Source organism: Paenibacillus sp. FSL K6-0108 (genome assembly GCF_045040695.1).
Classification (GTDB): domain Bacteria; phylum Bacillota; class Bacilli; order Paenibacillales; family Paenibacillaceae; genus Paenibacillus; species Paenibacillus pabuli_B.
Genome location: NZ_CP150288.1, coordinates 5,282,879 through 5,301,706, shown reverse-complemented (window position 1 = coordinate 5,301,706; position 18,828 = coordinate 5,282,879). Strand labels below are relative to the sequence as shown.

Genomic DNA, 18,828 nt, shown 5'->3' with positions numbered 1-18,828 from the left:
CAGCCCTTTTCTTGTTTCAGGGGTTTCTTTTCAATTCAATTCAATCTGACTAATCCGGCTTAATATGAAGGTTTAGGTAACGGCGAGCATATTATAGATCTTTAACGTGCGCAGATCTTCTTTTGAAATTTTCAGCTCGTTATATAACTCCGGATTTTCAGGCAAAGGCGTGCGCGAGAATAACATTTTCAAGGCGATAGGCATGAAGGGGCGGAAGGAAACGCCTGCCATCAACCCCCACTTTTTCTCGGACTCCTGAAAAGAGGCCAGAATGTTAATATACAGGTTCTCCAGCGGTGTGGCCTGATTTTTCAGAATCAGCGTGGTGAGTGTGTCATAATGCTCGGTGTGACCCCAATACATATTTTCGCATTCCTGATAATTCTCAAAATTTTTGACGTTCATATACATTACGGTTCGATAACGATTGGCGTCCGACTGCGCCATCATATCAATGACACAACGGATAAGGCTGTTGTTGCGCCCGTCATAAAAGTACGAATAAAACCGCGTGGAATTTTTGAAAAAGCTGGACGGAACAGTATTCAGAAGGGGGGATGCTTGCTTAGGCTCAATATACAGCAGCTGCTCCACCTGAATGTTCAATGAATCGGCAATTTGATGCAGCGTGACCACATCAAGCGTAATATCACCACTCTCATATTTGGACAGCGTAGCTTTGCTTTTGTGAATCCGATCCGCCAGCTGCTGAACCGTCAATCCTTTCCATTTGCGAAAATTACGGATTTTCTTGCCCACTTCTTTGTTGATGGTGTTCATATCGGATCTCCTTCTGTTAAGTTTCTTAAGAATATAAGAAAAGGTGAAACCCAGTAGTGAAATTAATTTCTACGAAAAATATAACACTTTTTTCATGAAAACACCTATTATAATGAAACATTTAGAGGGATTTGTTTCTTCTAAATAGATTATATTGCGTTTGATGTACCTTCTGAGCCATGAAATAATGTCATTAACAGAACCTCATCCCAGGATGGAAAACGAAAGAAAGAGGCGCAGAAGGCTATGAAGTATGATTTTGATGAGATTATTGATCGTACAGGAACCAATGCCATGAATACAGATGGTTTCCGTCAATATATTTTTAACGCAACAGAAGATATGAAATTTCCCTTTAAGGATGAAGAATTTATTCGCATGTGGATTGCAGATATGGAGTTTGCCACGCCTCCCGAAATACGCGAAGCAGTCAAGGAGCGTCTTGACCGGAAAATCATGGGGTACTCTCAGGTGTTCGATCCGGCATATTACGAAGCTGTCTCCAACTGGATGGAGCGTTACTACAATTGGTCTTTTCCCAAGGAACATTTGGAGACATCACATGGGATCATTCCTGCTCTATATGAATTGGTTGAATACATTTGCAAACCGAATGAGAAGGTGCTGATTGTGACGCCCTCCTATGGTTTTTTCAAATCGGCTGCGGAGCATAATCAGCTTGAACTGGTTTGCTCAGATCTGATCAATGAGCAGGGACATTATTCGATAAACTTTGCAGATTTTGAAGCCAAAGCCAGTGATGAACAAGTCACGCTGTGTATTTTTTGCAATCCGCATAACCCGTCTGGACGTATCTGGTCAACAGAAGAGTTACAACGTGTGGGCGAGATCTGTCTGAATCATAACGTGTGGATCATCTCGGATGAAATTCATTGTGACTTGCTGCGTACAGGGAAGAAGCATACGCCTCTTGCCAAGCTGTTTCCAGGTACAGATCGAATCGTTACCTGTATGTCGCCGAGCAAAACGTTCAACATGGCGGGCCTCATGTTCTCCAACGTCATTATTGCAAATGAAGGACTTCGAACGATCTGGCAAACCCGCCATTATGGGTTCAAAAATCCGCTGAGCATTGCTGCGACTCAAGCTGCTTACGAACATGGTGACGAATGGCTGAAACAGTTGAAAACGTATCTCGATGATAACTTTGCTTTTGTGGACCAATATGTGAAACGCTATCTGCCACAGGCGGTCTTTCATATTCCGGATGCTACGTATCTGGCATGGATTGATATCACGGCATACGTCCCCAAAAATGTAAACCTGCCCTTATTTTTCGCTGAACAAGCGGGGGTATTGCTTGAAGATGGTCATATGTTTGTAGCTAATGGGGGCGGATGTATCCGCCTGAACCTGGCATGTCCGCGTTCGGTTCTTGAAGAAGGGCTCAGAAGAATAAGTACCGTGTTGGTCAACAAAGATGAGGTGGTACCCGTTCAAGTTTGATTTCTGAAGTAAGATTAGTTAGACAGGCTATCCTATCCCCTGGTGTACACTTCTGGTCTGCTGTCCCCGGTTATGTTAAAATGGTGGATAGTCTATGAGTCGCGCAGAAGACGGCTCTCGCAGGTGGCAGTCCGTTATGTGGGCTGCACGGATATGTATTCATCAGGGAAAGGAGCCTATACATATGTTTGATAACGACTGGGACACTGTGCTCAAGGAAGAGACTGAAGCGGAGTATTTCAACAATATTCGTTATGCACTCGCCGCAGAGTATAAAACACAGACCATCTTTCCACCGAAGGAAGATTTGTTCTCGGCTCTAAAATTGACCCCGTATCATAGTGTCAAGGCCGTTATTATCGGTCAGGACCCTTATCACGGAGCGGGTCAGGCTCAAGGATTAAGTTTCTCGGTCAGACCGGGGGTGCGCATTCCTCCTTCTTTGAAAAATATATATAAGGAGCTCCACGCGGATCTGGGTCTGCCGATTCCGAATCACGGATCGCTGGTTCATTGGGCAGAGCAGGGTGTGCTGTTGCTTAATGCGGTTCTGACGGTACGAGAAGGGCAGCCGAACTCCCATCAGGGACTGGGATGGCAGACGTTTACAGACGCTGTAATCCGGGCGTTGAATGAACGTTCCGAACCGATGGTATTTATGCTTTGGGGCAGCCATGCTCAGAAGAAAGGGGCATTCATTAACCGGGACAAACACCTGGTGTTGGAATCTACGCATCCAAGTCCACTTGCAGCGCATCGTGGCTTCCTGGGCAGTCGTCCTTTTTCCAAAGCCAATGAATTCATGACCTCCAAAGGTATTGAACCGATTGATTGGACGATACCGGAAAACTAGAAAAACGGGGGGTGAAGGCATTGCGACATTGGGTAGGACGGAAAGTAGCCGTATATCGCGCAACCGGCATACGAGAGCCACTGAAAGGAACGCTGGTCGAGTGGGATGAAGAAGCGGATTGTGTACGAATCGGACCAAAGCGAATCAAGGTATCGTTCGACAATATCGCAATGATCCGGCCTCTGCCTGAAGAGAGCCTTCCTTTGAAAAAAGCGCGTTCCGAGGTGCATAGGGTCGGATATGTGATGAAAAAGGCCGTACAGTTTGAAAATGCTATCTATTTTAAATCACAGGTTATGATTTGGCGTCGGGCCAAAATTGTAGCATTATCCACAACGATTATACGCCATGATGATGATCAGGTTGAGCTTGCAGACGGCCGGATTCTTCGTAAGGACAAGCATATGTTTGTGGTGCGCTCACGACGTGGAATACGATAGGTCCACTGAATTTAATATTCATTTCATGCAAAGATCATATGGATTTAATGTTCGGCCTTTATAGTAAACAGTATAACAACCCCTTCTAAATGATGTGTACTAAATATGGAAGCCCGGCCGGCTGCAAACGGTCGGGTGTTTTTTTGTTCACTTGTGTATGATGAGTGAGGTAACATAGTATTTACATTCATGTTATACACTAATGAAATAGACCATGAGAAGGAGTGAAACCCATTGAAACGTATATGTGTTTTTGCAGGCTCCAACCCGGGAAATCACCCCGATTACACACAGCAGGCAATTAAATTGGGTCAACAGATTGCCGATCGTGGGTACGCACTTGTCTATGGCGGTTCATGTATGGGATTAATGGGTGCGGTCGCGGATGCTGCTCTGGAGCAGGGTGGAGAAGTAATTGGTGTCATGCCGACTGGCTTATTTCGTGGAGAAGTCGTACATGGTGGTCTTACGCAGTTGATTGAAGTGGGGACGATGCATGAACGCAAGGCAACGATGGCCCAGTTATCCGATGGCTTTGTAGCTCTTCCTGGTGGCATGGGGACATTTGAGGAATTATTCGAGGTTCTTTGCTGGGCACAAATCGGCATTCATCGTAAACCCGTCGGTTTGTTAAATGTGAACGGATATTATGAGCCGTTGATGAAAATGGTTGAGCACAGCGTGCATGAAGGATTCTCCAATACTTCACATCTCAGTCTATGGAGTCTGGAATCTGATCCGGCGGAACTGTTGAACCGGATGTCATCCTATATTCCGGTACAGTTGACCCAGAAGTGGTCACAGCTTCATGATAAATAACTACCCGCTCCAGCGGAAAACTTTCCGATGCGCCCAAGCAAGTTCCCTCCCCGGGCATAGTCTATAGTGTACTTTCTTAATAGAAGGGAGTGTCACTCATGAGCGAAATCAAAGGCACAGGATACGGTTACGGATACGGCGGCTTTGGCGGTGGAGCATGGACATCAACTGGCGCAATTCTGGTATTGTTCATCCTGCTCGTTATCATTTCTCGTACATTCATAGTGTAATTTCGATCAGCCATTCCGGGGCATGATATCATTGCCGGGGCAATGCCCGTTAAAGAAATGGCCTTTCCAAAGAGACGTCGGTACGGTCGACGTCTCAGGGGAACGGTTTTTTTCTGTCTGTAAAAAAACTCTGCCTCAATAAAAGAGACAGAGGTGATACGGAGGTCAAACGGTTACCTCCGCACCACCACCACCAGGCAAACTGAGTGTTTTCCAGGCAATATACAGCCCGATTGCCGCAGCAATAAGAGCCAGAATAGCCGCGATAAAGGCCAATTGATCCAGACCGTGTTGTATTTCAGAAACAGAGGATTGATTGCTCGTTTTGTCAGGCACAGCTAACCCTCGAACAGACGCCCGTATCATGTGTTGTCGTGATCCGGGAGAAGTTCTGGATCTACTGCCGGGTCGGCCCGGCCTGTTTTTCACGGAAATGCGGGTCAAAGGGACTTTTTTGGAGGATGATTTGGAAGATACGGTTTTCTTTGTCGTTAGGGGTTTCAATGGGCGACCTCCTTACAGCGGAGTGCAGTTGTCTATGACTGATACTATATTATGTTTGCTTTACAGATGAGTTCACAAAATGAGTGAATCCCCAGCCTTCCAAGATGTTGCCTATACACGGACAGAGTATTCAATTAAACGTTCTGTTAATACAGGTATGACAAACTGTGTGTATAGTGAGAATCATAGAGTCCATGATGAACGTCAGGAGGCGCTGGAATGAAAAGAATTGAAAATATCGCCCATAGGGGAGCATCTGCCGTATGTCCCGAGAATACAATGGTTGCGTTTGAACGTAGTTTGCAGCTTGGAGCGACAGGCATTGAAACAGATGTCCAGCTGTCTAGTGATGGTAGACTGGTACTGATCCATGATGAGACGTTAACCCGCACTGCCGGAGCAGAAGGCTGGGTCAAGGATAAATCGTTTGAAGAATTGCGTACTCTGGACGCAGGAGCTTGGTTCCATACTGATTTTGCTGGTGAACGCATTCCATCTTTGGATGAATTATTCGATCTGGTTCGAGGGAAAGACATCCTACTTAACTTGGAATTGAAAAATGGTATTGTTAGCTATAAGGGAATGGAAGAAAAGTTGATCCAAGCGATTCGGGATTGGGGTATAGAACAACAGGTGATTCTATCCAGCTTCAATCATGCCTCGTTAGTGAGGTGCAAACGTCTTGCCCCCGAAATTCGCACAGCACTTCTATATATGGAAAAGCTGTACCGTCCATATGATTATGCTGCCAAACTGGAAGCCTCCGCTCTGCATCCGTACAAGCTGGCTGTAACACAAGAAGAAGTTGCTGCTGCACTGGCTCAGGGAATAGCAACACATCCGTTTACAGTGAATGATCCTGCTGAAATGCAGAAGCTGATCGACATGGGTGTACGGGGAATCATTACCGATGTGCCTGATGTACTGGCAGCATTGATGGCTGTACCTAGTCATTAATTCATAATAAAGACCAAGGTGCTGTATGGAGTTCTTATACTCCATGCAGCTTTTTTAGTACAAAAATTCCTTTATGCAATAAACTTGTCCCATTTGTCCATTGCCAGAGAACGTTAGTTGACATACAATGATTTATGGGAATGATAATCAATATCATTATAAGCTTTGGAATGAATAGAGAGGTGATTGTTATGTACATAGGATCTGTCTACACCACTCATAACAAGGGTGGGGGCATATGAGTTCGAAAGTTTCATCGGCAAGTCAACCTACAGAATCACCGACAGCCAAAATACACACTCGTCCCTGGGCTGCCACATTAATCCTGACCGGGGGGATTCTGCTGCTCGCGCTCGGTATGGCATTGTCCATTTCGTTTGGGGCCGCAGATATCAAGTTGGGCGTTGTATGGGAGGCCATTTTTAACTTTAATCCTGAACTGACTCCGCATCAGATCATATGGGAGATTCGGTTACCGCGTATTCTTGGCGGAGCGATGGTCGGTGCCTGCTTCGCAGTAGCCGGTGCCATTATGCAGGGCATGACCCGTAACCCGCTGGCAGATTCCGGTTTGCTCGGACTGAATGCCGGCGCAGGATTTGCGCTAGCTATCTGCTTTGCCTTTTTCCCGGGCATATCATATATGTATATCATTATGTACTCCTTCCTGGGAGCAGGACTTGGGGTCCTGCTGGTCTATGGTTTCGGTGCAGCGTCCAAATCCGGACTTACACCTCTTCGGCTTGTTCTTGCAGGGGCGGCAGTATCTGCGATGTTGGCCGCGCTGAGTGAAGGAATTGCGCTGTATTTCAAAATTGGACAAGATCTTGCCTTCTGGACAGCTGGCGGTGTAGCCGGAACGAAGTGGTCCCAGCTGGAAGTCATGTTCCCTTGGGTTTTGGCTGCACTTATTGCAGGGCTTCTTATCTCCCGTTCCATTACGCTGCTTAGCTTGGGAGAAGACATCGCCGTTGGACTGGGGCAACGTACTGGATTGATTAAGTTGATTGGTCTGATTGTTGTACTGATCCTGGCAGGTACAGCCGTATCCGTGGTTGGTGCTGTTGGTTTTGTAGGACTGATCATTCCCCACCTCACACGTAAATTGGTTGGGGTCGATTATCGCTGGATTATTCCATGCTCCGCAGTAATGGGCAGTCTTCTGCTTGTATTTGCGGATTTGGCTGCACGTATGATTAACCCGCCATACGAGACGCCAATTGGCGCTCTGGTTGCTCTAATCGGGGTACCTTTCTTCCTCTATCTGGCGCGTAAAGAAAGGAGGGCTCTGTAACGATGGAATCCTCAACTTTGGTTGGAGCAGAACGCAAGAAGAGAACTAAAAGCACCATTGTCATGATTGTGCTTGGTGCGTTGATTATTACGGCTTTTATTATCAGTATGAATACAGGGTTCACTCGGCTTTCTCCACTTGAAGTGATGCGTACCCTTTTTGGTGGCGGGACGGCTAAGCAGGAACTGATCCTGTTTGAATTCCGTTTGCCACGTATCGTCATTTCGGTTCTGGTCGGTGCGGGACTTGCCCTATCCGGTTGTATTCTGCAGGGGGTATCCCGAAATCCTCTGGCTGATCCAGGTATTCTCGGCATTAACGCCGGAGCCGGGCTGGTTGTTATGTTGTTTGTTTCCTTCTTCCCGACAACGACGGCGGCTCCGGTATTCTTGCTTCCGATTCTGGCCCTGATTGGGGCAACGTTTGCGGCATTTCTAATATATGTGCTCTCCTATAAAAAGGGAGAAGGACTCATGCCTACGCGTATGCTGCTTACAGGGATTGGGGTAGCGGCAGGAATCAGCTCGGCCATGATCGTGCTTACACTTCGGCTCAGTCCGGAGAAATATCAATTTGTGGCGACCTGGATGGCAGGTAGCATCTGGGGCTCCAACTGGAAATTCGTAACGGCGTTGCTGCCGTTTCTCATTGTTCTTGTGCCGCTTGTTGTATATAAAGCACGTGTGCTCAATGTACTGAATCTCGGTGATCAAACAGCCAGCGGTCTCGGCGCGCCGGTGGAGCGTGAAAGACTGATCCTGCTCGCTGCTGCGGTGGGACTGGCCGGATCATGCGTATCCGTCAGTGGAGGCATTGGTTTTGTGGGTCTGATCGGTCCACATCTGGCACGTCGTCTCGTGGGGCCAAAACATCAGTTCCTTTTGCCTGCATCCGCACTGGTCGGATCATTGCTTGTGCTTGTTGCAGATACACTGGGACGTGTCATTTTGCAGCCTTCGGAGATTCCGGCAGGTATTCTGGTTGCTATTATTGGTGCCCCATATTTCCTGTATCTCATGAGTAAAACGAAATAGAAAGCAATCATGTTGAATGGTTGTTATAAGGAGGGGCTTCATCCCATGCTTCGCCGTTTCTTTGCCTACTACAGGCCTTACAAAAAGCTGTTCATTCTGGACTTTAGCTGCGCCATTTTCGTAGCTCTGCTGGAACTGGCCTTCCCGCTGGCAGTCAATAGAGTCGTGGATGACCTCTTGCCTGGGGGACGCTGGGACTGGATATTATGGGCATGTCTCGCGCTGCTCGCGATCTATCTGTTAAACTCGTTCCTTAACTTTGTTGTTACATACTGGGGACACAAGTTGGGGATTAACATTGAGACCGATATGCGTAAAGCTCTTTTTAATCATGTACAGAAGCTATCGTTCCGTTTCTTTGACAATACGAAAACCGGGCATCTGGTCTCTCGTATGACCAATGACCTGATGGATATCGGCGAAATTGCCCATCATGGTCCGGAGGATGTATTTATTGCGGTCATGACTTTGGTCGGTGCATTCAGCATCATGATGAGCATTAACGGAAATCTGGCGGTGTTAACATTTATCATTGTGCCGCTCATTATTTATCTATCGCTGTATTTTGGCAGCAAAATGTCCAAGGCATTCAGTCGAATGTTCGGGGATATAGCAGATTTCAACGCACGTGTAGAAAACAATGTAAGTGGTATTCGCGTTGTTCAGGCTTTTGCCAATGAAGAGCATGAAAAAGCTCAATTTGCTGTAAACAACAGCCGTTTCCGTCAGACCAAACTGATCGCGTACAAAATTATGGCCTGGAACTCATCCATTAGCTATATGTTGATGAAGCTGGTTTCCCTCTTTGTACTGGTATGCGGCACATGGTTTGTCATTAACGGCAGTATGAGCTACGGTCAATTTATTGCATTTATTATGTTGTCCAATGTGTTCCTCACGCCGATCCAGAAGATCAACTCCGTCATTGAGACGTATCCTAAAGGGATTGCGGGTTTCAAACGTTATACGGAATTGCTCGATATGGAGCCGGATGTGAAAGATCGTTCGGGTGCCGTTAAGGTATCCCACTTGCGTGGCGATATCCGTTATGAACAAGTGACGTTTGGCTATTCGGATCAGGAGCCTGTTCTCAAAGGAATTGATCTGAATATCCAGGCTGGTGAAACGGTGGCCCTGGTTGGACCATCGGGTGCAGGGAAAACTACGTTGTGCAGTCTGCTGCCTCGTTTCTATGATGTGCTGGAAGGTCGCATCACGATTGATGGTCAGGAGATTCAGAACATGACGCTGGATTCATTGCGCAGCCAGATCGGAATTGTTCAACAGGATGTGTTCCTGTTCGATGGAACCATTCGTGAGAATATTGCATACGGCAAGCTGGATGCAACCGAAGAGGACATCTGGATGGCCGCTCGCCGTGCCCAGATGGAAACACTGATCAATTCCATGCCGGAAGGCTTGGATACGTTAATTGGTGAACGCGGCGTGAAGCTGTCTGGTGGACAGAAACAGCGCTTGTCCATTGCACGAATGTTCCTGAAGAATCCACCGATTCTCATTTTGGACGAAGCAACATCTGCACTGGATACCGAGACAGAAGCAGCGATTCAGCAATCCCTTGCTGAATTGTCTGAAGGACGGACTACGTTGGTTATTGCTCACCGATTGGCCACCATCAAAAATGCGGATCGCATTATTGTTGTTGCCGAGCAGGGAATTACGGAGCAGGGCAGACATGAGGAGTTGCTTCAAGCAGGTGGTGTATACAGCCGTCTGCATTATGCACAGTTCGGTGCCTGAACGTAACCGAATGTTTGTGAACGAAATATAAGAAAGTCGTGTAGGAATGAAAAAAGTAACGCCTTCGTCTACTCATGGTGCTGAGTAAGATGAAGGCGTCTTTTTGTACTTTTTCATATCATGTTGTGAATGTTGGCGGTATCACTGCCTGTGAAAATAATACGTTTCGCGTTGACTGGAATCTCTATCGTGTGACCCAGGGAGTCGGTATAACTCTTAGTTTCACTTTGTTCGGACTGCGCTTGAGTTGAGGAGGTAGATTCACCTGATTCTATTTCAGCGGTCGATGGCTCAGTTTTGCTTCCACAGGCTGATAACAGCGCACCAATCAGGGTAATCATGAGTATAAGGGTACCGAACTTGCGTGTTGCTTTCATCGTTTTTGTTCCTCCCGCATATGGTTACTTATTGGATAATGATAACAATTATCAATTTAGTTTGAATTTGATCAGTTTATCGAAAGCGGGGTGGTAGTACAATAGACAAACAGGCGTACAAAAATAGAAGAAAGTGAAGAGAGGAGACTATCGCTATGTTCTATATTTTCATCACTTGGCTGGTATTGATTTTATTGCTGTTTATGCTGGCTCAAGGCTTGCAAAAGAATCCCAAAGATAGAGGGGGGTCTGTGTTCAAACGTTGGGGCGGGTGGTTCATCGGACTTTTTATGGTGGGTAGCTTACCATTGGGTTATGCATTATATACGGAGTTACGTGGAGATTATATTGGAGCCAACATCGGCCTGGGACTGGCTTTATTTTTTACCTGGGGTTATTGTGCAATTTTGTTATGTGTGACATCGATTATATGGGGAAGGTACTGGTACAAGAGAAATAAATGAAGTTGACTCTGTTGATTTTACAATGATGTTAAACGTACTATGCATGCAACAATCACCCTGAAGACAACGTCAAAAAGAGAGTGAAGAAGTAAATAGGGGGGGCGTTACATATGTGGAATCTTCGAATGCTGTTTGGTTCATTCTCGATCTTGATATTATGTCTTACAGGTTGTACGGTTACTGGGCAAAACGAATGTGAGACAGATGTCCAAGCGAATGCACAAAAAGCAGAAGGCTTCGTTGGTTATGTGGTTGACCGCAAGGAGGATTCCATACTTGTTGTTAACCCTAAATATAAAAATTTCAGTGCCAATGGGGGAGCGGATCGGTATTATCCGGCCAAATGGTTCTCCAATGCAACTGATCCACACGTCGGCTCTTACGTTGAAATCTGGACGGATGGCAGCCCCGAAAACCAGCCTTACCCCGGACAAGCCAGAGCGGAAACAATTGTTGTATCTTGCTCAGCCACCCCGGATGGTGCTCATATGAGTGAGGCGGATGCCGTTCGGGCTGGATTGTACTCATCTGATGGAGAGCAAGTACTTATTCCCGTGATTGAAAATGTCGCTTTTGATCAGGGTACGGGAACATGGACCATTCGTATGCGAGATGCCATGTCTACGACGGATACTCAGGATGAGATTGAAGTGAGAATAGAAGACATAGAGCCAGTGGGGGAATAGGAGTAAGAATGCAGGATGTTATTGTTGGATGAAAGAGGAGATGGGTATGGATGTTAGGGAATGGCTTCCCCGCGACAAGCATGATTTTGATGCCGTGCGTAAACTAAGTGAGTTAAGTAATGAACAGTTGAGAGATATTGTTCCTGAGCTTATGTGGTGTGCTTTCTTTACAAAATAATGTTTCAAAAAAAGAGGTGGATACATTGGACACACTAAAATGGCTTCAGACTTGGTATAAGCAAAACTGTAACGGAGATTGGGAGCATAGCTATGGTGTGAAGATCGAAACGGTTGATAATCCGGGTTGGTATGTTGAGATCAACTTAGTTGAAACGAAGTTAGAATATAAGTGTTTTGATTTAAAAGAAATCGAGAAAGATGAACAGAATTGGTATTACTGTAAAGTGGAAGATGGAGTATTTCATGGGGCAGGAGGTGCGGGGAATTTAGAGGAAATACTGATCTGTTTTAAACAATGGGCCACTGAGGAATGAGAGAAATATTGTTGAGAAAATATGAATTAAAATAGCAGATCCCAAGGAATCCTATAATGGATTTGCCTTGGGATCTTTTTGGGTTATTAATGCAATTCTGAAAGATCAGTCCGCAATATTCCCCGCCATCTTCAGACGACGTGCAATTTCCTGGAAGTCTTCCTGCGAAATGCCTGGGGCGAATTCTTCTTCCACCGCGGGAGCTTCGGGAATCGGGTACCCTTCAGGTACACCTTGAATGACTTCCAACGGTTGTCCATCTTCAGGGTGTGTCCCTTTCCAGATCTGACTGATCGCAGTAAAGTCTTTATCACTATAGGTATACAGCTTGGTGTGCAGGCCTTTTTCTTCGTATTTCCACGCCTCGTTAAAGGATTTGTTGCTCAGGGATGGAATCGGCACCAATTTGGTTACATTCACTCCGGTTGCGATTTCAAGCGCTTTGGCATAAGCGACCACATGCACGCCGCCGCGCACCAGCAAATAGCCGACAACTGCCCGGGCTGCAGGGTGATCGGTCATTTCATAAACTTTCATCTTATGAGTGCGTGCTCCGCATTCAAGAAAAAAGTTATGCAGCAGATCTTCGACCAGATTTCCACTGTTGAAGACATTGGCGCCTGTCCATGGATTGCCCATGGAGTCGAAAGGCATGGCTCCCTGTGCACCAGCGAGGAAATGATAGGACAGGCGTGCATCTTTCACGGAACCAAGCGGTGTATCGTCAGGCTCCTTGTACTCAGTGGAACCCCTGAGGCATTTGTTAATGCCGTGAGACACAAGCTCCACATGACCCAATTCTTCGGCGGTGATACTCATCACCAGATCGTAGAAGGGTTTCAATTTTTCTTTGGAGCGAAAATTAAACGATTGATAGAGGTAATTGTTCAACGTTGACATCTCTCCGAATTTACCACCCAGTAGCTCTTGTATCGCTGCCGCTGCATTCGGGTCCGGTTTCTCGACATTGGGGATTTCAATTGCGATTTCATCCATACGTTTGAACATTCGGGTATAACCTCCTCGAAATGATTGCTCAGAATAATGAAGTGATGCTGTCATGGCCTATTACACGATTATCGGATACGCTAAACCCATAATTTTGCAAATGAGGCTTAAGGCGTATGTAATTGAGTCTCCAATTGTTATTTCCAATGCCGTGTTATTTATGTACAATCAGGACGAATGAAGTTAAGTATGGGTGTCATTATCTGAACTAATGAAGGAGATACTGAGAGTGCGCAAAAGTTGGATTATGGTGGGATGGGGTGTCCTGCTGCTTGTCGTTTTTGGATGCAGTGATGTTACGGCAGCATATGCAGATTATCCGAGTGAGGTGGATCAACAACGAAAAGATGAGCTTGCAGAAAAGTACGGTTTGGAAAAGCCGGAAAATCCAGCCCCGCGAAATCTTTTATTGGAGGGTGACTGGGGGATAAGCTTCAATTCACCCATCGAACGGTATAGGATGGCGATCAGTACGGTTCAATCGCTCCAGCAACCGATTACGTTTATCCTTCGTCTACTGGTGTAAAATAATCTTCTACAGGGCAGGCTAACGTAAACAATGCCCTGAGGAGTGAAGGATATGAGAATGCTCATCGTAGCCCTGATGACGGTGATACTAAGTTTAAGTGGACTATCAACCAGTTCAGCAACTGCGATTCCGGATTATGCGAAGTGGGGAATCATTGCAGTGAAAGAAACGCAAACCAAGTACAACGTGGACATTTTGGATTACAAACACATTGGCCGCACCTCGTTAACCGCAGACCAATCCCGTGAACAGTTTAAGCTATGGGTACGTAATAAAGACGGTAAACAATTTGCTGTATTTGTGAATGTTGATTTTAATCCGTCTACCCAGCAGCTAAAAAAAGTACAATTCATAGAATCGGATCGACGTTAAGAGCAGTTATAACCATCAATTAGAAACTGAACGGTTGAATTGAGCCTGAACGGCGCAGCAAAAAGGATAGGAACCAGACTTCCCTATAAAAGGGATTAAGTCTGGTTTTTTTATTTCAAAAAAATCCTTTTTTTAGTTGTTGAATAAAGAACTTATGTTCGCATATAATAATAAAACAAACACATGTTCTTATTGGAGGGATGATTATGCTAGGGAAATATATTGGTCAGATGGTGGAGCTCGTCTACATGGATCGTGCAGGGCATATTACACAGCGGCAGATTCGAATCAACAGCGTAAGGGAAGGGAAGATTAGAGCATCCGCAGGGAAAGAGGGAGCACCCCGAACATTTCTGGAACAAGGTATTCTGGCATGGCGTCCTGTACTCCATAAGGATGGGAAGGAAGAAATATGCTGAATGATTTTGAACGGAAAATTTTGCGTATTATTGTTAACTATGCGGGGCAGCGTCGGCGAATGCCACGAATGGATGAGTTGGAGAACAAAACGGGGAGAAGCAAGGCGTTCATTCATGAGTCACTGCTGGAGCTTGAGCGCAGGCAGCATATTGTGTGGGAGAACAAGTCTACATTGGAAGGCATACTCATTCTGCAAGCATGGGAGCAGGAACCACAGCCCATTCGCAAAAGCCAGCCTGCTGGCGATGCCGTGAAGTATTTTACCGAATATTAAAACGTAAAAAACGCCAACCCGGATTGCCGGATTGGCGCCTTGTCAGGCAGAATGCATCTATTAGAAGATAGGAAGTTGATCAAGGTTATTGGTTGGGTCGCCGTCTGCGTCACCGCGAATGTACATTTCGCCATCTCTGCCCTTAAAGACGTTAACACCTGCAATGGCGCCTGCTTTTACTTCTGCCAATGCTTGTTGGTAATCCAGCACACGTCCAGACGAAGTTTGGAACGCCGTCAGATCGCCGTCACCATTTTTTTGTACTGCTGTGAAGCTTTCGCGTGTCGTTTGATCCATGATGTCACACTCTCCTTATCTGACCAAATAGGAATCTGGTTACCTCTTTAGCCTGTCCGGATTATAAAAAACATATGCACAACGTGGCTTATATCGCACGCACAGGGTTGCCTAGAGGCTCTTTTGCATACGAACATGCAGAATGTCTGCATCATAAAAAGGCTCTTCCGAAATCACTTCATACCCGAGCTTCTCATAGAACTTCTGTGCTTGGCACTGTGCGTCCAAAACAGAGTAGGCCAATCCCAATTCACGTGCCCGTTCTTCCATGGCTAACAAAAGCACACGCCCGTACCCGAACGAACGATGAGATTGGAGTACAGCAATACGCTGCATTTTGGCAGTATCCTTGGTGTAATAGATCAGACGCCCTGTGGCTACAGCCTGTCCATCAGTACGCAACAATACATGATGTACATCAGGACTAATAACATCATATTGATCAATCTCAATGTCAGCAGGAACCTGCTGCTCGATGACAAACACATGATTGCGGATATTCAATGCTTCCTGTAATTGTTGTTCAGTCGTTACATAACTAATCTCAGCTGCCAAGTCCATTCCTTCTTTCTGCTCTACGCTATCAGAGTGAATTATACAAAAAAATGCTTTTCCTGTATAGTTAAGTCTGGAACATACTGGGAGAGGAGGTGCGAACCATGGGTATGGCGGGAGTGATGACAATCACACTTTTGATGTCGGCCGGAATGATTGCTTTGTTGTACTATGTGACCAAGAAGGCGTATTCCAAAAAGTGGGACGAAGACGAGTGAACTATACATAATGTTTCTCAGGGTAAGACTTCAATATTGCCATGTGGGGAGTAAACGTCATGCACGACAGACTTGGAGTATACATCCAGCCAAACGGGCAGGTCATCATTAACCTCATTGGGTTCGTTTAATTGTTGGAATTGTACCGTATGCTCATCCCGTTCCAAACTGCAACCAACAGCAATGTATATTAATGCGGCAAGCGCAATCAAACAGGCTACGTTTTTGGCTGTTATAAATAAACGCAGCTTACGTTCTTTCATGTTCTTCATATGGAATTCACCTCGTCATCAAAATGGTAATTGGTAATCTTTCCTTTATTGTGCACCAATTCGAATAAAATATTACCAATATAACGATTGACAATGTACGCGGTTACTTGGTATGATACTGTTACTTGATTGGAAAACAATTAGATATCATGATCTGTTAGCTCAGCTGGGAGAGCACTATCTTGACAGGGTAGGGGTCAGTGGTTCGAGCCCACTACAGATCATACGTAAAAGTCCTTGCGCAGCAAGGGCTTTTTTCTTTTGTTTATTAGAACAAGGCATTATGAAAGTCTTTGGGGACAATTGAGGGACAAAAAAATTAAAAGGAATACACCAGATCCTTCGCTGCACTACGTTCACTAACTCTTCTGCAAATCAGCGAGATTCTGTTTACCCCAATCGCAGAGAATCTCCAGCACAGGCATCAGCGTTAATCCTTCACCAGACAAACAGTATTCTACTTTTGGCGGTAATTGTGGGTACTCTGTACGGATAATCAATTGGTCGGCCTCTAATTCTTTCAGCTGAGAGCTTAACATTTTATGCGTAATGCCTCCCAAGGCTCTTTTCAATTCTCCATATCGCAATGTTTCCTTTTTCCATAACCAAAACAAGATATGCATTTTCCATTTTCCGCCGATCAATGACATAGCATGTGAAAATGGTTTAACGTTTACTTCCTCAGCAGTTTCCATATTACACTCTCCTTTTAGATAGTATCTACCTTTTAAGTGCATACTATACTCTTTTTTCACCCTACTATACAATAACTCATGAAACAGAGACAAGGGCGAACAAGCCTAATAAAAAAGGGAGAGAATATATATGGGAAATAGTAATCGTAATTTCTTGCAGCCTTATACATTTGCGAATGGTTTTACGCTAAAAAATAGAGTGGTTATGGCGCCGATGACAACGATGTCCAGTTTCTTTGATGGTTCAATTACCAATGATGAAGTCGATTATTATGCCGAACGGGCTGGTGGCCCTGGTATGATCATTACGGGTGTTGCATACGTAACTGAAGGGGGAAAAGGCTTCGAAGGTGAGCTATCCATCGCAAGTGATTCTACAATCAAAGGACTGTCCAAAATTGCAAGGGCCATTCAGAAAGACGGAACGAAAGCCATTGTGCAAATCTTTCATGCAGGACGCAAAACGAACTCCAAAACGCTAAGAGGTGTTCAACCCACCAGTGCGAGTGCAATCGCTGCCGCACATCCAATCGGCTCGGAGACGCCGCGTGAATTAACACCTGAGGAAATCGAAAGCATTATTAAGGACTTCGGCAGGGCAACCTTGCGGGCCATACAAGCTGGTTTTGACGGAGTAGAGCTTCACGGGGCCAATACGTATCTGTTGCAGCAATTTTTCTCCGTCAATTCCAATCAACGGTCCGATCAGTGGGGTGGCAGTTTTGAAAATCGTATGCGATTTCCGCTGGCAGTCATTCAGGAGGTTGCATCGGTTATCGATGCCCATGCAGATAAACCCTTTATCCTCGGTTATCGGATTTCACCCGAAGAAATTCATATGCCGGGCATCCAGCTCGAAGACTCCTTGGCTTTTGCCCAGGCTCTGACAGACACGCGGGTTGATTACATTCATCTGTCGATGGGAAGTTACAAACGAACCTCTTTAAACCAACCCGATGACAAGGAGCCGATCTTAACTAAATTCGTTCGGGTTTTGGATCACAAAAAACCTCTGATCGGTATTGGATCGATTGAGCGGCCGGAAGACGCAGAAGAAGTTATCAACGCCGGGGCAACTTTGGCTGCACTCGGACGGGAATTGATTCGCGATCCGAAATGGGTACAGAAGGTAAAAGCAGGTGACCTTGGTAGCATTCGTTACCAAATTTCTCCGTCTGATATGGACGAATTGCGTATCCCTTTGGCAATGCAGACTTATCTGGAAGGTTCGTTTCGGGAGGTTATGCACTTTACTACCGATAGTCAGGAAGGGACTGACTACCAGAATTCGCTAGCACCGATGGAGGGTTTTGAGAAGAAAATGTAAAGCTAAACTATTTTAGGTAGATTGAACTTTTTGATCAGTAATAGACATTTATTAATCTAGAGCGACCATTTCCTTGTATCACAAGAGGGAGTGGTTGCTTTTTAATTTTATAATAATGATTTACAAACACAATTAAATTGTGTACAATCTAATTGTTAGCAAAACAAAAAGAGATATCATCTTTACTAAATAAAATCTAAACATACAGAGGAGACAATACTCATGAAAACATTATATGAAACTACAGTTATTAATACAGGTGGACGTCAAGGAATTGTGCAATCGCCGGATAACGTATTTATGCTCGATGTCGCTGCCCCACCTGAACTGGGAGGTAAAGTAACAACAGCTACGAATCCCGAGCAATTGTTTGCAGCAGGCTACAGTGCTTGTTTTAATTCAGCGCTGGAGTTTCAGTTGAAGAAACACAACGTCGAAATTGAGAGAAGCACAGTATCGGCTACAGTTATGCTTGTGACGGACCCTACGGATAATGGTGTGAAGCTGGAAGTGGAACTTGAAGTTAAAATTGAGGGTCTGGATGAGGAGACAGCACAAAAGTTTGTCAAACTTGCACATGATTACTGCCCATATTCCAAAGGTATTAAAGGAAACGTCAATGTTACCGTGGAAATAGCCTAATCTTTGAGCTGGGGCGATTGAATGCTTTGGTTTGGACTTCCTTTTGAAGTCTGACGCAC

General features: G+C 45.4%; 27 protein-coding genes and 1 tRNA gene. 20 read left to right on the top strand and 8 right to left on the bottom strand.

The window, feature by feature from the left end; all coding sequences use genetic code 11:
* Positions 1-72: 72 nt before the first annotated feature.
* Positions 73-780, bottom strand: coding sequence for a helix-turn-helix domain-containing protein (locus tag MHB49_RS24150; RefSeq protein WP_247898479.1), 708 nt, complete (start codon positions 778-780; stop codon positions 73-75).
* Between the two features lie 246 nt (positions 781-1,026).
* On the opposite strand from MHB49_RS24150, the gene MHB49_RS24145 reads away from it, so the two are divergent.
* The 5 genes from MHB49_RS24145 (at position 1,027) to MHB49_RS24125 (ending at position 4,589) form a co-directional block, all read left to right on the top strand.
* A complete protein-coding gene (locus MHB49_RS24145; protein WP_405153284.1) occupies positions 1,027-2,247 on the top strand; it encodes a MalY/PatB family protein in 1,221 nt (406 codons plus the stop codon).
* Positions 2,248-2,431: 184 nt separating this feature from the next.
* A complete protein-coding gene (gene ung / locus MHB49_RS24140; protein WP_405153283.1) occupies positions 2,432-3,100 on the top strand; it encodes a uracil-DNA glycosylase in 669 nt (222 codons plus the stop codon).
* Between the two features lie 20 nt (positions 3,101-3,120).
* Complete coding sequence (locus MHB49_RS24135) at positions 3,121-3,540, top strand: hypothetical protein (RefSeq protein WP_247898476.1); 420 nt, start codon at positions 3,121-3,123, stop codon at positions 3,538-3,540.
* Positions 3,541-3,774: 234 nt separating this feature from the next.
* The gene (locus MHB49_RS24130; protein WP_247898475.1) at positions 3,775-4,359 is read left to right on the top strand and encodes a TIGR00730 family Rossman fold protein; all 585 of its coding nucleotides are present in this window, start codon (positions 3,775-3,777) and stop codon (positions 4,357-4,359) included.
* Positions 4,360-4,457: 98 nt separating this feature from the next.
* The gene (locus tag MHB49_RS24125) at positions 4,458-4,589 is read left to right on the top strand and encodes a YjcZ family sporulation protein (RefSeq protein ID WP_247898474.1); all 132 of its coding nucleotides are present in this window, start codon (positions 4,458-4,460) and stop codon (positions 4,587-4,589) included.
* 165 nt (positions 4,590-4,754) lie between these two features.
* Here MHB49_RS24125 and MHB49_RS24120 read toward each other — a convergent pair whose 3' ends face one another.
* Positions 4,755-5,093 carry a hypothetical protein gene (locus MHB49_RS24120; protein WP_405153282.1) on the bottom strand — a complete coding sequence of 113 codons (339 nt, stop codon included), beginning with the start codon at positions 5,091-5,093 and terminating at the stop codon, positions 4,755-4,757.
* 219 nt (positions 5,094-5,312) lie between these two features.
* On the opposite strand from MHB49_RS24120, the gene MHB49_RS24115 reads away from it, so the two are divergent.
* The 4 genes from MHB49_RS24115 (at position 5,313) to MHB49_RS24100 (ending at position 10,139) form a co-directional block, all read left to right on the top strand.
* On the top strand, positions 5,313-6,050 hold the full coding sequence (locus tag MHB49_RS24115; RefSeq protein ID WP_405153281.1) for a glycerophosphodiester phosphodiesterase: 738 nt from the start codon (positions 5,313-5,315) through the stop codon (positions 6,048-6,050).
* 238 nt (positions 6,051-6,288) lie between these two features.
* On the top strand, positions 6,289-7,344 hold the full coding sequence (locus MHB49_RS24110; protein ID WP_405153280.1) for a FecCD family ABC transporter permease: 1,056 nt from the start codon (positions 6,289-6,291) through the stop codon (positions 7,342-7,344).
* A gap of 2 nt (positions 7,345-7,346) precedes the next feature.
* Entirely contained in the window at positions 7,347-8,378 is a 1,032-nt protein-coding gene (locus MHB49_RS24105; protein WP_247898470.1) for an iron ABC transporter permease, read from the top strand.
* A 45-nt stretch (positions 8,379-8,423) separates the two neighbouring features.
* Positions 8,424-10,139 (top strand): ABC transporter ATP-binding protein, encoded by a 1,716-nt coding sequence (locus MHB49_RS24100; RefSeq protein ID WP_405153279.1) that lies wholly within the window; start codon positions 8,424-8,426, stop codon positions 10,137-10,139.
* 113 nt (positions 10,140-10,252) lie between these two features.
* Here the strand turns inward: MHB49_RS24100 and MHB49_RS24095 are convergent, their stop codons facing one another.
* On the bottom strand, positions 10,253-10,516 hold the full coding sequence (locus MHB49_RS24095) for a hypothetical protein (RefSeq protein WP_405153278.1): 264 nt from the start codon (positions 10,514-10,516) through the stop codon (positions 10,253-10,255).
* A 155-nt stretch (positions 10,517-10,671) separates the two neighbouring features.
* Between MHB49_RS24095 and MHB49_RS24090 the strand changes: the two genes are divergently transcribed.
* The 4 genes from MHB49_RS24090 to MHB49_RS24075 all read left to right on the top strand — a co-directional run bounded on the left by MHB49_RS24090 (position 10,672) and on the right by MHB49_RS24075 (position 12,160).
* Positions 10,672-10,980, top strand: coding sequence for a hypothetical protein (locus tag MHB49_RS24090; RefSeq protein ID WP_405153277.1), 309 nt, complete (start codon positions 10,672-10,674; stop codon positions 10,978-10,980).
* A 110-nt stretch (positions 10,981-11,090) separates the two neighbouring features.
* Entirely contained in the window at positions 11,091-11,666 is a 576-nt protein-coding gene (locus MHB49_RS24085; protein ID WP_405153276.1) for a DUF3221 domain-containing protein, read from the top strand.
* A 28-nt stretch (positions 11,667-11,694) separates the two neighbouring features.
* The gene (locus MHB49_RS24080; protein WP_405153275.1) at positions 11,695-11,844 is read left to right on the top strand and encodes a DUF5071 domain-containing protein; all 150 of its coding nucleotides are present in this window, start codon (positions 11,695-11,697) and stop codon (positions 11,842-11,844) included.
* A 25-nt stretch (positions 11,845-11,869) separates the two neighbouring features.
* Positions 11,870-12,160 carry an immunity 53 family protein gene (locus MHB49_RS24075; protein ID WP_405153274.1) on the top strand — a complete coding sequence of 97 codons (291 nt, stop codon included), beginning with the start codon at positions 11,870-11,872 and terminating at the stop codon, positions 12,158-12,160.
* Positions 12,161-12,265: 105 nt separating this feature from the next.
* On the opposite strand, the gene MHB49_RS24070 is transcribed toward MHB49_RS24075, so the two are convergent.
* Entirely contained in the window at positions 12,266-13,168 is a 903-nt protein-coding gene (locus MHB49_RS24070) for a manganese catalase family protein (protein ID WP_405153273.1), read from the bottom strand.
* A 229-nt stretch (positions 13,169-13,397) separates the two neighbouring features.
* On the opposite strand from MHB49_RS24070, the gene MHB49_RS24065 reads away from it, so the two are divergent.
* The 4 genes from MHB49_RS24065 to MHB49_RS24050 all read left to right on the top strand — a co-directional run bounded on the left by MHB49_RS24065 (position 13,398) and on the right by MHB49_RS24050 (position 14,763).
* Complete coding sequence (locus tag MHB49_RS24065; RefSeq protein WP_405153272.1) at positions 13,398-13,694, top strand: hypothetical protein; 297 nt, start codon at positions 13,398-13,400, stop codon at positions 13,692-13,694.
* Positions 13,695-13,748: 54 nt separating this feature from the next.
* Entirely contained in the window at positions 13,749-14,069 is a 321-nt protein-coding gene (locus tag MHB49_RS24060; protein ID WP_405153271.1) for a DUF3889 domain-containing protein, read from the top strand.
* A 206-nt stretch (positions 14,070-14,275) separates the two neighbouring features.
* Positions 14,276-14,488: a hypothetical protein gene (locus MHB49_RS24055; protein ID WP_405153270.1), complete on the top strand. Its 213-nt coding sequence runs from the start codon at positions 14,276-14,278 to the stop codon at positions 14,486-14,488.
* A complete protein-coding gene (locus MHB49_RS24050) occupies positions 14,482-14,763 on the top strand; it encodes a hypothetical protein (protein ID WP_090998354.1) in 282 nt (93 codons plus the stop codon). The genes MHB49_RS24055 and MHB49_RS24050 overlap by 7 nt, the downstream gene beginning before the upstream one ends.
* 60 nt (positions 14,764-14,823) lie before the next feature.
* Here the strand turns inward: MHB49_RS24050 and MHB49_RS24045 are convergent, their stop codons facing one another.
* The 3 genes from MHB49_RS24045 to MHB49_RS24035 form a co-directional block, all read right to left on the bottom strand.
* Positions 14,824-15,060, bottom strand: a complete 237-nt coding sequence (locus tag MHB49_RS24045) for a DUF3892 domain-containing protein (RefSeq protein ID WP_179263880.1) — start codon at positions 15,058-15,060, stop codon at positions 14,824-14,826.
* Positions 15,061-15,171: 111 nt separating this feature from the next.
* Positions 15,172-15,615 carry a GNAT family N-acetyltransferase gene (locus MHB49_RS24040; protein WP_405153269.1) on the bottom strand — a complete coding sequence of 148 codons (444 nt, stop codon included), beginning with the start codon at positions 15,613-15,615 and terminating at the stop codon, positions 15,172-15,174.
* A gap of 235 nt (positions 15,616-15,850) precedes the next feature.
* Positions 15,851-16,105 (bottom strand): hypothetical protein, encoded by a 255-nt coding sequence (locus MHB49_RS24035; RefSeq protein ID WP_247898460.1) that lies wholly within the window; start codon positions 16,103-16,105, stop codon positions 15,851-15,853.
* A gap of 151 nt (positions 16,106-16,256) precedes the next feature.
* Here MHB49_RS24035 and MHB49_RS24030 point away from each other — a divergent pair.
* Positions 16,257-16,329, top strand: a tRNA-Val gene (locus MHB49_RS24030).
* Positions 16,330-16,464: 135 nt separating this feature from the next.
* Here MHB49_RS24030 and MHB49_RS24025 read toward each other — a convergent pair.
* Positions 16,465-16,800, bottom strand: a complete 336-nt coding sequence (locus MHB49_RS24025; protein ID WP_405153268.1) for a winged helix-turn-helix transcriptional regulator — start codon at positions 16,798-16,800, stop codon at positions 16,465-16,467.
* Positions 16,801-16,930: 130 nt separating this feature from the next.
* On the opposite strand from MHB49_RS24025, the gene MHB49_RS24020 reads away from it, so the two are divergent.
* Together MHB49_RS24020 and MHB49_RS24015 are read left to right on the top strand one after the other, a co-directional pair.
* Positions 16,931-18,127 carry an NADH-dependent flavin oxidoreductase gene (locus MHB49_RS24020; RefSeq protein WP_405153267.1) on the top strand — a complete coding sequence of 399 codons (1,197 nt, stop codon included), beginning with the start codon at positions 16,931-16,933 and terminating at the stop codon, positions 18,125-18,127.
* A gap of 222 nt (positions 18,128-18,349) precedes the next feature.
* Positions 18,350-18,769 carry an organic hydroperoxide resistance protein gene (locus tag MHB49_RS24015; protein ID WP_247898459.1) on the top strand — a complete coding sequence of 140 codons (420 nt, stop codon included), beginning with the start codon at positions 18,350-18,352 and terminating at the stop codon, positions 18,767-18,769.
* Positions 18,770-18,828 lie beyond the last annotated feature (59 nt).

What these genes read in the sequence shown, in the direction of transcription:
- MHB49_RS24150 (WP_247898479.1), bottom strand. Translation starts at nt 780, where the DNA reads ATGAACACCATCAACAAAGAAGTGGGCAAGAAAATCCGTAATTTTCGC.
- MHB49_RS24145 (WP_405153284.1), top strand. Translation starts at nt 1,027, where the DNA reads ATGAAGTATGATTTTGATGAGATTATTGATCGTACAGGAACCAATGCC.
- ung (WP_405153283.1), top strand. Translation starts at nt 2,432, where the DNA reads ATGTTTGATAACGACTGGGACACTGTGCTCAAGGAAGAGACTGAAGCG.
- MHB49_RS24125 (WP_247898474.1), top strand. Translation starts at nt 4,458, where the DNA reads ATGAGCGAAATCAAAGGCACAGGATACGGTTACGGATACGGCGGCTTT.
- MHB49_RS24115 (WP_405153281.1), top strand. Translation starts at nt 5,313, where the DNA reads ATGAAAAGAATTGAAAATATCGCCCATAGGGGAGCATCTGCCGTATGT.
- MHB49_RS24110 (WP_405153280.1), top strand. Translation starts at nt 6,289, where the DNA reads ATGAGTTCGAAAGTTTCATCGGCAAGTCAACCTACAGAATCACCGACA.
- MHB49_RS24105 (WP_247898470.1), top strand. Translation starts at nt 7,347, where the DNA reads ATGGAATCCTCAACTTTGGTTGGAGCAGAACGCAAGAAGAGAACTAAA.
- MHB49_RS24100 (WP_405153279.1), top strand. Translation starts at nt 8,424, where the DNA reads ATGCTTCGCCGTTTCTTTGCCTACTACAGGCCTTACAAAAAGCTGTTC.
- MHB49_RS24095 (WP_405153278.1), bottom strand. Translation starts at nt 10,516, where the DNA reads ATGAAAGCAACACGCAAGTTCGGTACCCTTATACTCATGATTACCCTG.
- MHB49_RS24090 (WP_405153277.1), top strand. Translation starts at nt 10,672, where the DNA reads ATGTTCTATATTTTCATCACTTGGCTGGTATTGATTTTATTGCTGTTT.
- MHB49_RS24085 (WP_405153276.1), top strand. Translation starts at nt 11,091, where the DNA reads ATGTGGAATCTTCGAATGCTGTTTGGTTCATTCTCGATCTTGATATTA.
- MHB49_RS24080 (WP_405153275.1), top strand. Translation starts at nt 11,695, where the DNA reads ATGAAAGAGGAGATGGGTATGGATGTTAGGGAATGGCTTCCCCGCGAC.
- MHB49_RS24070 (WP_405153273.1), bottom strand. Translation starts at nt 13,168, where the DNA reads ATGTTCAAACGTATGGATGAAATCGCAATTGAAATCCCCAATGTCGAG.
- MHB49_RS24060 (WP_405153271.1), top strand. Translation starts at nt 13,749, where the DNA reads ATGAGAATGCTCATCGTAGCCCTGATGACGGTGATACTAAGTTTAAGT.
- MHB49_RS24055 (WP_405153270.1), top strand. Translation starts at nt 14,276, where the DNA reads ATGCTAGGGAAATATATTGGTCAGATGGTGGAGCTCGTCTACATGGAT.
- MHB49_RS24050 (WP_090998354.1), top strand. Translation starts at nt 14,482, where the DNA reads ATGCTGAATGATTTTGAACGGAAAATTTTGCGTATTATTGTTAACTAT.
- MHB49_RS24045 (WP_179263880.1), bottom strand. Translation starts at nt 15,060, where the DNA reads ATGGATCAAACGACACGCGAAAGCTTCACAGCAGTACAAAAAAATGGT.
- MHB49_RS24035 (WP_247898460.1), bottom strand. Translation starts at nt 16,105, where the DNA reads ATGAAGAACATGAAAGAACGTAAGCTGCGTTTATTTATAACAGCCAAA.
- MHB49_RS24025 (WP_405153268.1), bottom strand. Translation starts at nt 16,800, where the DNA reads ATGGAAACTGCTGAGGAAGTAAACGTTAAACCATTTTCACATGCTATG.
- MHB49_RS24020 (WP_405153267.1), top strand. Translation starts at nt 16,931, where the DNA reads ATGGGAAATAGTAATCGTAATTTCTTGCAGCCTTATACATTTGCGAAT.
- MHB49_RS24015 (WP_247898459.1), top strand. Translation starts at nt 18,350, where the DNA reads ATGAAAACATTATATGAAACTACAGTTATTAATACAGGTGGACGTCAA.